The organism is Bacillus cereus group sp. N8 (assembly GCF_016483685.1).
Taxonomy (GTDB): Bacteria; Bacillota; Bacilli; order Bacillales; family Bacillaceae_G; genus Bacillus_A; species Bacillus_A proteolyticus.
The window spans coordinates 24472-37276 of record NZ_JAEHBK010000002.1; the positions used below are offsets into that span (position 1 = coordinate 24472).

Genomic DNA, 12805 nt, shown 5'->3' on the forward strand with positions numbered 1-12805 from the left:
GTTCCCTTTAATAAGTTACCACCATTATAGTAACTTATTAAAGATTAAGAGTCAAAAGATAATTTTAATTCTTTCATTATCTTTTCATTTAAAATGTCATATTGTTTTTCATTTGTATCTGTAAATGCTTCTCCCCAATTTGATTCCGCATCCATATAATTTAGTTTTTCATTGAATTGAGCCTCTGTAAAATCAAAACGCTGTCCATCTATAAAGTTATAAAAGTGCCACACCTCTCTTACTTTTGTCTTTTTAATTTCTCCTCCGTATATGTCTTGAACGACTAAAGTCGTAACACCACATTGTCCCTTTGCTGGATTTTCAATTGTCCACTTTGAACTTGTTTCAATCGACCACGATTTTACTAACGCTTCATATATTTGTTTTTTCTTTACATTATCCATTTTCAGCTTCCCCTACTATTAATAGTTTTACACATCATATTGCAAAAGCGGTAATAGTCGATCCTTAAAAACCGTTGATGGCGTCTCTCCGATTAACTTCGCTCCCATTTTTAAATAATATCCTTTTGCATTCGGATCACTATCAATTGTAAAACTTTTTATTCCTAGTTCATTTGCTTGCTCTATTACAAACTTCCAAAGTATTTTCCCGTAACCTATCCCTTTAAAACGCGGATGAATGTAAAGGAAATCGAGAGCATTATCGTTACGTAAAAATGAGAAAAAGCCAATCTTCCTATTATCATTTTCTAAAACATATACAAAGTTATTTTTTATGTACTCTTCTGTAATTGTTAAATCTTCCTTACAAGCTAAGATAAATTCTTCGCTATAATTCCAAGTTGCTTTTGAATGTAATGCGAGTTCACTTAATTCGTTTGCTTCACTTAATAATGCTTCTCTTATCTTCATGATTCTTTCTCCTCACCTTTGATATATAAACTATTAAAATGATTCGAAAAGTAATTTAAAAAACCTCTTATTTTCGTAAATAAGAGGTTGCTTTTATAAATTTTTATTATAGGTAACAATTTTTCAAAAGAAAAAGAACACCATTCCTGAAAATTGGCGTTCTTTTTCTTTCAATCTTTATAACATATTATATTAAGAATCATCTTTATACTTCTATACAGTTTCTACTACCGTTTCAAGCATTGTTCCATTTTTAGCATAATTCGTATGCCAAGAAAAAGCTTTTTCTAAAACATGAGGAGTTTGTCCACCTCTTGTTTGTGCTTCTTCGTAATAAGCTCGTAACTGGTCACGATACATTGAATGTGCACAATTCTCAATAATCAGTTCTACTCTTTCTCTTGGCGCCAATCCTCTTAAGTCAGCATACCCTTGTTCAGTAACGATAACATCTACATCGTGTTCCGTATGGTCTACATGTGAAACGAAAGGAACGATACTTGAAATGTTACCACCTTTTGCAATGGATTTAGTAACAAAGATAGCTAGACGTGCATTTCTTGCAAAATCACCAGAACCACCAATACCATTCATCATTTTTGTACCTAAAACGTGAGTAGAATTGACATTTCCGTATATATCTAATTCTAAAGCAGTATTAATCGAGATTAATCCAAGGCGACGAATGATTTCAGGATGATTAGAAATCTCTTGCGGGCGCATCATTAATTTGTCACGATATTTTTCAAAGTTGGAAAATACTTTTTGCATTTTCTCTTCAGAAAGTGTGATCGAGCAGCAGGAAGCAAAATTGACTTTTCCAGCATCCATAAGATCAAAGACCGCATCCTGTAAAACTTCAGAATACACTTCTAAATCTTCAAACTCGGAATCTAACATTCCATGCAGGACTGCATTTGCCACTGAACCAATTCCCGATTGTAACGGTGCTAAACGATTTGTTAATCGTCCTACTTTTACTTCATTTCGAAGAAACTCTATTAAATGCTGTGCCATAATAACAGTTTCTTCATCCGGAGGAACAATTGTCGATGGCGAGTCTAGTTGGTTCGTAAACACAATGCCCTTCACTTTTTCAACATCGATCGGGATACCGATTGTTCCAATTCGATCATCCGTTTTCACAATCGGAATTGGAAGCCTTTCTCCTTGTTTACCTGGTTCATATAAATCATGTAGCCCTTCTAGCTGCGCGGATTGAGCCATATTCATTTCAATAATGATGGACTTAGCATTTAAAGAAAACGCTAAGGAATTTCCTATTGAAGTCGTTGGAATAATCATGCCATCCTCAGTAATCGCAACCGCTTCCAAAATAGCAAAATCTACATCCATAACGTCAGCGCGAAGTAACTCTGCTGTATGAGACAAGTGCTGATCTACAAATAAAAAGTCTCCGTTATTAATGCCTTTTCGCATAGTCGCATCGGCTTGGAAAGGCAACCTTTTCCCTAAAATTCCTGCCTCAGCAAATAATTTATCTACATCTGATCCTAAGGAAGCGCCAGTATAAACATTTACTTTAAAAGATTTATCATTCTTAACTCGGTTTACAAGCGCAAATGGGACTGCTTTTACATCACCTGCACGTGTAAACCCACTTAAGCCTAAAGTCATTCCACTTTCAATCCATGAAGCTGCTTCTTCAGGTGTAACTACGCGATCTTTCAGACGTTGATCCCTAATTCTATCCAAATTATTCTCCATATGTAATCCCTCTCCTAATGAATATTCATAATTATTTTACACTTTAACGGTATCCAAATAGGGATTTCAGTATACAATGCAACAAATTCAGACAAAACAGCGAATCAAGGTTCTAAAGCAGAATAATCTAGAACCCTAGAAGTTTGCGAAAATAGCTAGCGTATGATTGACTAACTGGTACCCTCTCTCCATTATCCATCGAAAGTAAAAAAGTAGAATGCGTATCAGGATATATCGCTTTAACATGATTTACATTTACAATAAAGGAACGGTGGCATCTAATAAATGAATCTTTCGGAAGCAAGTATTCAAATTCTTGTAGCGAGTATTTATGTGTTCCTGTTAACTCTTCTGAATTTACATACGTCTTTTTATCTTTCGCCTCTAAATACATGACCTTTGAAAAAGGAACCGGAATCCAGCCGTCCGTTGTTTTTAAAGTAACGACTGACTTTCCATCCGTTAAAGCTGGATAAATAGCTGTCACGCAACCTTCAAGCTTTCCATTGTTTGAAAATGGTACGGCCATTCCGTGATAAGGAATACCAAAAACATCCCGATTAATAAACTCAGAGGTTTTTTGGTTCGTCACCATTGCTTTATGAGCAATCGTTCCTTCCTTTATAGGATCCCCGACGCTAATCTTTAAATCAATTCGTTTACTTGGCCGATAATAAATATATTCTTTCGTATTCGATACAGCAATTGAAATTTCATCTGAAAATAATTCACCAACAACATCTAGTAGTAAACCTAATGTTTTATCTTCCATACTATTAACACCTCATTCACCATTATACTACTATTATGAACAGGCATCTGTTGCTTTATAAAAAGGTTGATTAGAAATTATTCTTAACATCTTGAAAATCTCTTTCTACATATTCTTTATTTTCAAATTCGCTCATATCCACTCCTCCATATCCTTAAAAAACCTCACTTCAGAAAAAGTGAGGTTTCTTCTTATACAATATGTCCATCTAACCACGAAATCAAATCTTTAAATACTTCATCTCTATTCACTTCATGGAACATTTCATGTCTTCCATTTTCATATAAACGTAGTGTCACGTCTTTCACACCACATTTTTTATAGTTTTCATATACTTCTTTTACACCTTTCCCCATATCCCCAACAGGATCACGATCTCCAGAGAAAATATGTATTGGAAGATTGCTTGGCGTCTTCTTGTATTCTTCTAATTTGTTTACTTCTAGTACACCATGAAATAATTCTCGATAAAAACTTGTTGTACAAATAAAGCCACATAGCGGGTCTTTAATATATTTATCAACTTGACTGTTATCTGAAGATAACCAATCAAATTTTGTACGATTCGGCTTAAAATTCGAGTTAAAATTACCGAAAGATAAAAAGTTTAGCATCGGACTTTTCGTTTTCCCCCCGCGAAGTTTCATCTCAATTGTCGCCACTTTATGACCCACAACTCCTAAAACCCCTGGGTTTCCACCAGTTCCTGAAATAAGGAATCCATCATATAATTCGCCTCGAAGTTGCACAGCTCGTCTTGATAAGAAAGAGCCCATACTATGTCCGAGTAAAAACAATGGACATGACTGCTCTTCTTTTATCATTTCCGAAACAAAGATAACATCAGATACAACCTGATTCCACCCTATATTCGGTTCAAAATGACCATAGTCTTCTTCTTTTTTCACTGTTTTTCCATGCCCTTTATGATCATGAGCATAAACACCATACCCTGCGCCTAATAAAGCATCAATAAATTCTGTATAAACACCCGCATGTTCTGTCATACCGTGTGCAATTTGAATAATCCCTCGCGGATTTTCTTCTGGTACCCACTTACGTAAATAAATTTCCGATCCATCCAATGCCGTAACGAAACTTTCTTGTACGTTCATTTCGTCAGCCCCCAAATCTATTATGTATCTCAAAAAATGAATACCCATTCATTATTCTTACTATATATTATATGCAATTGCTTTCATTATGACAAATGCCTTCCTTTTCCGATTAGCTGTCAGACTATTATGTTGACGAATAAAAAATAGAATTATATAGTTACTTACATAAAGTAATTATTATATTTTATAGGAGGTTTCTATTATGATGCCATCATTATTTTTAGCACATGGTTCACCAATGCTCGCTATTCAAGATACAGATTATACACGCTTTTTAAAAACACTTGGAGAAACATATAAACCGAAAGCAATTGTTATTTTTACTGCTCACTGGGAAAGTGAAGTATTAACGATTTCCTCATCAGATAACGAATATGAAACAATTTATGATTTTGGAGGTTTTCCTCCTGAGTTATACGAAATTAAGTATCGTGCGAAAGGCTCTTCTATCATTGCGTCTATGCTAGCAACAAAATTTAAAAACAAAGGCATTCCAGTCCATCATAATATGACGAGAGGGTTAGATCATGGTTCATGGACACTCCTGCATCGTATGTATCCAGAAGCAAATATTCCTGTCATACAAATATCAGTAAATCCATTCCTTCCTGCAAAAGAACAATTTGAAATTGGAGAAGCACTAAAAGGACTTGGACAAGAAGATATTTTAGTAATCGGCAGCGGTGTTACTGTTCATAATTTACGAGCATTGAAATGGAATCAAACAACACCTGAAAATTGGGCAATTGAATTTGATGATTGGATTATTAAACATATGCAGACCAATGATAAAGATGCATTGTTTAATTGGGAAAACAATGCGCCTCATGCACAATTAGCAGTACCAAGAGCAGAGCATTTTGTTCCTTTATTTATCGCTATGGGAAGTGGTGAAAATAGCGGTGAAGTCATTCACCGTAGTTATGAGCTCGGTACATTAAGTTATCTATGTCTTAAATTTTAAAGAAAAGGATGAAGCAATCGTTGCTTCATCCTTTTTTCATTCACTTAGTTAACTAACTTCCAAATGTCGTTTCTCTGATACCTCTTCGTTCTTATTATGAAAATAAACCCAAATGCACGCAATAAATAAAAGTGATGATGTAGAGAAGAAAACATATTGGAAGCCTGCATGAGCTGCAATTTGTCCCCCGAGCACTGGACCAATCATATTTCCTAAAAACTGAAATGACTGATTATATCCAAATATTCGTCCCGTAACATGGGTTGGTGTATGTTGTTTTAGTAGAGTTTGTACTGAAGGTAATAATCCTGCTTGTGCAATACCTAATAAAAAGCGAAGAATTAATAGTTGCCAAGCTGAGGTTACAAATGCTTGCGGAATAAAAATAATTCCGGCAGCAAACAAAGCTACAACTAACGTTTTTTGAGGACCGATATGATCTGATAATCTTCCAAGTCTTGGCGCTGCCAAAATAACTGCTAACCCTGTCGCTGACATGACTGCCCCTGCAATCATTTCGATATGAGATGTTCCTGGCCCTTCCAAATTCTTTACGTACAATGTAATAATAGGTTGAATTGACATATTCGCAAGTTGAATAATAAATGTTGTTACAAATAAACTAATAATTAAATTCTTAGCTGGGACCATCGTCCATACTTTTTTCGGCTGTGCTTTTTTTGCTTTAGCAGAATGGTTCTCTTCATGTAGGAAGAAAAAGACGATGAGAAAGGAAAGGAATAAGAAAGTTCCTGTAACTAGAAAAACATGGCGCATTCCAATTAACTCCGACAAATAACCTCCAAGTAATGGCCCAAGTAATGAACCGCTCACGCCACCAGTTGAGATTGTAGAAATCGCCCAACCTGAATGTTCTTGCGGAGTTTCTGCAGCAATAAATGTCATCGCTGTAGAAAGGAAACCTGATACCGATCCCATTAAAAACCGAAGTGCGACTAGTTGATACACGTCCGTCACAAACCCCATAAGCGTCATAATTATCGCCATACCAAGGCTCGCACGTATAAGCATCAATTTCCGTCCATGTATATCACCAAGCTTGCCCCATATTGGTGATACGATCGCACCCATTAAAAATGTCACACCAAATGCAAGTCCCGACCACTGTGCAATACTAGAAGTGCCAGTCACCCCTAATTCCTCAATATAAAAAGATAAAAAAGGAATTACTAAACTCATACCGGCTGCAGTGGTAAAACAACCTAGCCAACAAATCATTAAATTTCGTTTCCAGCTGGCCATTTTCACACCTTCTTTCATTCGATACCCATTCTACACCTTTTTTTGTAAAAAGTTTAGTAATTTGATTTATACGTAATATTAATTACTAAACTCGATATTTCCTAGCAAAAACCACCTAAATTCCACATTGTTTTCATAATAAAACCAACTCCAAGATATGGAGTTGGTCAATTCTCTTCTATCGGTATTAAACGAGCATTGCAATTTCTCTCATAAAACTCAATCGGACCCGCTTGTCCAATAATTGCATATTCATATCCATCTTGCTTCATATTATATAAACAATGATGCAACAATTCCTTACCTACACCTTTCACACGATTTTGTTTCGCTGTCCCCATCGGGCCAAATAATCCTTTCTTTCCTCTCACTACATCGTAACAAGCGAAGCCTACTATCGCTTCTTCCTGCTGTGCAATATAAATAGGTACCTTTTCTTTAAATGTTCTAAATCCATAATCTATCGAATGTAACCAACGTTCTCCAAATTCATCCTTAACAAAACTTGCTAATTTTTCAAAATCAGAAAGGCTAGCTCTTCTAATATTACAAGATAATGTATTATAAATGGGATCAAAGCATCTTAAATCGACCGATAAATCTCTTGGTTCGGCTGTTATACGCAATATATCTTGTTGCATTTGTGTATGAATAAACTTTCCAACATCTGTATCTAAACGAAATAATGCATATATTATATGACCTTCATTTATTAAGATTTGCTGAAAACGTTCCATACGTTTTTTCGCCATTTGTAACATCTCTAGTGTCTTATAGGATAAGTTATATTGTCCTATTTTTATATACTCTTGATCATTAAAACCCAATTGTTTTTGTAGCGACACTTTTTCTAAAAAATCCGTACCCACTTTACGAAACAAATACATATATAACTCAGCGCACACTCCTGTACCTTCTTTACACATGCCGATAAACAGATGGACCGGGTGAATTATGTTACATTGACTCTCTTCTGCTGCAATCTCCAATATTTTATGTATACGTTTTGCAAATTGAAATTCTTCCATATATCTCGTCTCCTAATGGCTTAGTATCGAATCATAGCCATAAATAATTGAAACAATTATCCCCACTACCAATATCCCTGGAAGTAAATTTGCCACTTTAATTTTAATAAATCCAAGTAAGTTTAATCCGATTGCGAATATCATAATACCGCCAGTAGCCGTCATTTCCACTATAAATTGATTCATTAATTCCTTTGGAACAAAACTATTAATTTGTGTTGCAAAAACCGCGATACCTCCCTCGTATAAAATAACTGGAATCGCTGAAAATACTACGCCAATTCCTAGAGTTGTCGTTAATATAATAGAAATAAACCCATCGATAATCGCCTTTGTGAATAAAATATCATGATTTCCGCGAATCCCACTGTCCAATGCACCAAGTATCCCCATCGCACCAATTGCAAAAATTAAAGTAGCTGTTACAAAACCTTCTGATATGCTTCCTTTCCCTTTCGACCCAACTTTATTTTCTAGCCAATCCCCTAAAAGTTTTAACTTTTCTTCTAATTGTAGCCATTCTCCGATTACCGTACCAATCACTAAACTTAGTATTACAACAAGAAAATTTTCACTTTTCAATGCCATTTGAAGTCCAAGCACAGTAACCGCTAAACCAATTGCGTGCATAATCGTTCCCTTCATACTTTCTGGAATCGTACTAAATAATTTACCAAACAAAGTACCAATTATAATGCAGACACCATTTACAACCGCTCCTAATATAACCATTTCTTATTCTTCACCCTTCGAATTCTTTATTTCTATATTTTGGTTTATACATTGATTTACAGGTTACCTATATGTTAACTTAATATTGTGAATATTAACAAACAATTTCTACTATATAACCCGCTATTTTTTTGTTACTATACAAAGACCGATTTCTTTTAGTAGATTCATTGTTAATCTACTTGCGGGATAAACTCAAAAGGGAAGGTATTTATGAACACTTTACTAAAACGATTTCTGTTAATAGCCTTTTTCATTACACCAATTGTTTTATTAATCAACTACTCTTTTATTTCAAAAGCGAAAGACAAACCTGATATGCAAAACAAGTCTAGTAAAACAGCTTCAAAAAGCGAAAAGAAAATAGAAGAGCCTGAAATCACACTCACCTTCTCTGGTGATACAATGTTCGATTGGCAATTACGTCCCGTAATCGAAAAAAATGGGGCTGATTATCCATTCCAACACGTAAAAGAAGAAATAACAAAAGCTGATATTTCTTTTATTAATTTAGAGTCAGCATTTACAGCGAGAGAAAAAAAAGTACCTGGACAACAATTTTGGATTAAAAGCGACCCATCCACACTACAAGCAATAAAAAATACTGGATACGATATTGTCAATATTGGCAATAACCATACGCTTGATTATGGACAAGATGGACTACTAGACACCATTTCTCACGTCGAAAAATTAAAACTACCTTACACTGGAGCCGGAAAAAATGCTGAGGATGCTTATACCGCTCGTGAACTAACTGTAAAAGGGAAAAAGTTTAAGTTTCTTTCCTTCGTTCGATTTATGCCTAATTTTAATTGGGTAGCTGGTGAAAATAAGCCTGGCGTTACGAACGGATACGATCTAGATCTTGTAACCAAAACGATTCAAGAGCAAAAGAAAGATGCTGATTATGTAATCGTTTATATGCATTGGGGCGTTGAAAAATCAAATCGTCCAATAGAATACCAAAAACAATATGTACCTAAAATGGTTGAAGCAGGAGCTGACGCTATTGTCGGCAGTCATCCACATTGGTTACAAGGGTTTGAGTATTATAATAAAGTTCCTATCGCTTACTCATTAGGAAACTTTTTATTCCCAAGTTATGTAAATGGAAAAAGCGCCGAAACTGGCGTATTAACTTTAACCTTTAAAGGAAATGATGTCCAAATGTCATTTAACCCGTACATCATTCGCAACAACCAAGTTTCTCCTGTAAATGAAGAAGAAAAGAAAAAAGCACTACAATATTTACAAACAGTTTCAACTGATGTGGAAATTGATGATACTGGGAAAATAATAAATAAACGTAAATAGAAAGAGAGCTAATAATAGCTCTCTTTCTATTTTTTTAAATAAGTAAATCAAACAAAATAGGATTTTTATTCAGCTCCACAAATTGAATATTATTTTCTTTAAAACGAGTAATTAATTGCTCATAATCTTCTTTATGTTTTAATTCTACCCCGACTAGCGCTGGACCATTTTCTTTATTATGTTTCTTAATGTACTCAAAGCGCGTAATATCATCTTCTGGCCCTAATCCTTTATCAAGAAATTCTCTTAGCGCTCCCGATCGCTGCGGGAATTCAATGATGAAGTAATGCTTTAGTCCTTCATAAATGAGCGAACGTTCTTTCATTTCTTGCATTCTATCAATATCATTATTTCCACCACTTAGCGTACATACAACTGTTTTCCCTCTTATTTCATCTCTGTATAGATCAAGTGCTGCAATAGAAAGTGCTCCAGCAGGTTCAGCTACAATTGCATTTTTCTTATACAGTTCTAAAATCGTCGTACAAACCTTTCCCTCTGGTACTAAAACAATATCATCAATGACATCTTTACAAGTTTCAAATGTTAACTTCCCTACCTTTTTTACAGCTGCTCCATCAACAAAGCTATCTATTTTCTCTAATGCTACATTTTCGTTTTGAAGAAAAGCCTCTTTCATAGATGCAGCCCCCATCGGTTCTACACCAATGACCTTTGTAGTTGGACTAACACCTTTCACATATGTACCTACACCTGATGCTAATCCACCACCGCCGATTGCTGTAAAGAGATAATCAACTGCCTTATCCATATCGTGCATAATTTCAACAGCTACTGTTCCTTGCCCTGCAATCACATACGGATCATCAAACGGATGCACAAATGTCATCCTATTTTCCTCACAATAGCGCTGTGCTTCTTGAAAAGCACCATCAAATGTATCACCAACTAACATGATTTCTGCAAAGCTACCGCCAAAAAATTGAACTTGTGATACTTTCTGTTTTGGTGTCGTTGTTGGCATAAAGATTTTCGATGGAATATTTAATAAATTACACGTATACGCAACTCCTTGTGCATGATTGCCAGCACTTGCACAAACAACACCATTTTGTAATTGTTCTTTCGACAAACTTTGAATTAAATTGTATGCACCGCGAATTTTGAAAGAACGAATTACTTGCAAATCTTCTCGTTTAATATACACCTCACATTCGTATTTTTCAGATAAAACCTTATCTCGCTGCAAGGGCGTTTTCATGACGATATCCTTCATGCAGTTATGGGCCATAAGGATATCTTCAATCTTCACTCTCTCCTTCACATTTTGCACCATTTTCTATCATCCTTATCTCTTTTATTTTGACTCAATCAAAATTCGGCACCTTTAAAACTGCACCTGTATTCGCCGATGTTACCATCTGAGAGTATCGCCCAAGCCATCCAGTTTTCACTTTCGGTTCTGGTCGTTTCCATTCTTTTTTACGCTTTTCTAATTCCTCATCACTCACTCTTACTTCTAGCAAGCGTTCCTCAACATCAATACATACAATATCCCCTTGTTCAAGTAGTGCGATTGTTCCACCCGCAGCTGCTTCTGGTGAAATATGTCCTACCGAAATGCCACGTGAAGCTCCAGAGAAACGTCCGTCCGTTAATAATGCAACCTCAGCACCTAATCCCATTCCAGCAATTGCTGATGTTGGTGCTAGCATTTCAGGCATACCCGGTCCGCCTCTTGGCCCTTCATAACGAATGACAACTACATCTCCTTTCTTCACCTTTCCAAGCATAATGCCCGCAAGCGCCTCATCTTGTGAATTAAAAATAACGCAAGGTCCTTCAAATCGTTTTACTTCGGTTGCTCCGCTTTTAATAACTGCCCCATCTTTCGCAAGGTTTCCTTTTAATATACGTAATCCCCCTTCTTCACTATGAGGGTTTTCAAGAGAATGAATAACTTCTTTATCTTGGATCTCTGCATGAGCAATATTTTCTCTTAATGTTTGCCCAGTAGCAGTTATTCGATCTAGATGAAGTACCCCTTCTTTTCGACTCATCTCTTTCAAAATTGCACTTATCCCGCCTGCTCGATCAATATCTTCCATATGCCAATTAGAAGCAGGGCTTACTTTACATAAATGCGGTACACGTCTTGAAACAGCATCAATACGGTTCATATCGTAATCTAATCCAGCCTCTTGTGCGAGCGCTAGCGTGTGTAATACTGTATTCGTAGATCCACCCATCGCCATATCAAGTGCAAATGCATCATCAATTGCCTCTTCTGTTACAATATCGCGTGGCTTAATATCTCTCTCAATTAAAATTTTTAATTTCTCTGCTGCTTGTTTAATTAACTCTTCACGCCTAGGATCAATCGCTAAAATACTACCGTTACCTGGAAGAGCTAAACCTAACACTTCACATAAACAATTCATAGAATTTGCGGTAAACATACCAGAACAAGAGCCACAAGATGGACAGCCATGATCTTCGATATCCTTTAATTCTTCTTCTGAAATTTTCCCAGATTGGTAAGCTCCTACCCCTTCAAAAACAGAACTTAAATCAACAACTTCTCCTTTTGATGTTTTCCCAGCCGCCATTGGGCCGCCTGAAACAAATACAGTCGGAATGTTAATACGCAGAGCCGCCATCATCATACCAGGTGTAATTTTGTCACAGTTTGGAATACAAATCATGCCATCAAACCAATGTGCATTTACAACTGTTTCTACTGAATCTGCAATGATTTCACGACTCGGAAGCGAATAACGCATACCGATATGTCCCATCGCAATACCGTCATCTACTCCAATTGTATTGAATTCAAATGGCACCATGCCTGCCGCACGAACGGCTTCTTTTACAAGTTTCCCAAACTCGTTCAAGTGCTTATGCCCTGGAATAATTTCAATAAAAGAATTACAGATTGCTACGAATGGTTTATCAAAATCTTCATCTTTTAAACCAGTTGCTTTTAATAAACTACGATGCGGAGCTTTATCAAAACCTTTTTTAATCATGTCACTTCTCATCTTGTC

The 12805-nt window shown here is 35.9% G+C and carries 12 protein-coding genes and 1 pseudogene; 2 read left to right on the plus strand and 11 right to left on the minus strand.

Features of this window, described 5'->3' with window-relative positions:
• Positions 1–44: 44 nt before the first annotated feature.
• The 5 genes from JDS80_RS04195 to JDS80_RS04215 all read right to left on the minus strand — a co-directional run bounded on the left by JDS80_RS04195 (position 45) and on the right by JDS80_RS04215 (position 4490).
• A complete protein-coding gene (locus JDS80_RS04195) occupies positions 45–404 on the minus strand; it encodes a YunG family protein (protein WP_199637170.1) in 360 nt (119 codons plus the stop codon).
• 27 nt (positions 405–431) lie between these two features.
• Positions 432–875 (minus strand): GNAT family N-acetyltransferase, encoded by a 444-nt coding sequence (locus JDS80_RS04200; RefSeq protein WP_071745111.1) that lies wholly within the window; start codon positions 873–875, stop codon positions 432–434.
• Between the two features lie 213 nt (positions 876–1088).
• Positions 1089–2603: an acetyl-CoA hydrolase/transferase family protein gene (locus tag JDS80_RS04205; RefSeq protein WP_199637172.1), complete on the minus strand. Its 1515-nt coding sequence runs from the start codon at positions 2601–2603 to the stop codon at positions 1089–1091.
• Between the two features lie 127 nt (positions 2604–2730).
• Positions 2731–3375: a LytTR family DNA-binding domain-containing protein gene (locus JDS80_RS04210; protein WP_199637173.1), complete on the minus strand. Its 645-nt coding sequence runs from the start codon at positions 3373–3375 to the stop codon at positions 2731–2733.
• A 191-nt stretch (positions 3376–3566) separates the two neighbouring features.
• Entirely contained in the window at positions 3567–4490 is a 924-nt protein-coding gene (locus JDS80_RS04215) for an alpha/beta hydrolase (protein WP_199637175.1), read from the minus strand.
• Between the two features lie 205 nt (positions 4491–4695).
• Here JDS80_RS04215 and JDS80_RS04220 point away from each other — a divergent pair, with 205 nt between their 5' ends.
• Entirely contained in the window at positions 4696–5457 is a 762-nt protein-coding gene (locus JDS80_RS04220; protein ID WP_199637177.1) for a DODA-type extradiol aromatic ring-opening family dioxygenase, read from the plus strand.
• A gap of 48 nt (positions 5458–5505) precedes the next feature.
• On the opposite strand, the gene JDS80_RS04225 is transcribed toward JDS80_RS04220, so the two are convergent.
• The 3 genes from JDS80_RS04225 to JDS80_RS04235 form a co-directional block, all read right to left on the minus strand.
• Complete coding sequence (locus tag JDS80_RS04225) at positions 5506–6720, minus strand: multidrug efflux MFS transporter (RefSeq protein ID WP_199637179.1); 1215 nt, start codon at positions 6718–6720, stop codon at positions 5506–5508.
• Between the two features lie 167 nt (positions 6721–6887).
• Positions 6888–7748 carry a GNAT family N-acetyltransferase gene (locus JDS80_RS04230; protein WP_199637181.1) on the minus strand — a complete coding sequence of 287 codons (861 nt, stop codon included), beginning with the start codon at positions 7746–7748 and terminating at the stop codon, positions 6888–6890.
• Between the two features lie 12 nt (positions 7749–7760).
• Positions 7761–8480, minus strand: coding sequence for a DUF554 domain-containing protein (locus JDS80_RS04235; RefSeq protein ID WP_071745105.1), 720 nt, complete (start codon positions 8478–8480; stop codon positions 7761–7763).
• Positions 8481–8885: 405 nt separating this feature from the next.
• Between JDS80_RS04235 and JDS80_RS32310 the strand changes: the two are divergent.
• Positions 8886–9521, plus strand: a pseudogene (locus tag JDS80_RS32310) (CapA family protein); the annotation flags it as partial.
• A gap of 148 nt (positions 9522–9669) precedes the next feature.
• Here the strand turns inward: JDS80_RS32310 and JDS80_RS32315 are convergent.
• The 3 genes from JDS80_RS32315 to ilvD form a co-directional block, all read right to left on the minus strand.
• Positions 9670–9747: a hypothetical protein gene (locus tag JDS80_RS32315; RefSeq protein WP_472926350.1), complete on the minus strand. Its 78-nt coding sequence runs from the start codon at positions 9745–9747 to the stop codon at positions 9670–9672.
• 84 nt (positions 9748–9831) lie between these two features.
• Positions 9832–11094 (minus strand): threonine ammonia-lyase IlvA, encoded by a 1263-nt coding sequence (ilvA, locus tag JDS80_RS04245; protein WP_071770025.1) that lies wholly within the window; start codon positions 11092–11094, stop codon positions 9832–9834.
• A 31-nt stretch (positions 11095–11125) separates the two neighbouring features.
• Complete coding sequence (ilvD, locus tag JDS80_RS04250) at positions 11126–12799, minus strand: dihydroxy-acid dehydratase (RefSeq protein WP_098888156.1); 1674 nt, start codon at positions 12797–12799, stop codon at positions 11126–11128.
• Positions 12800–12805: the final 6 nt, after the last annotated feature.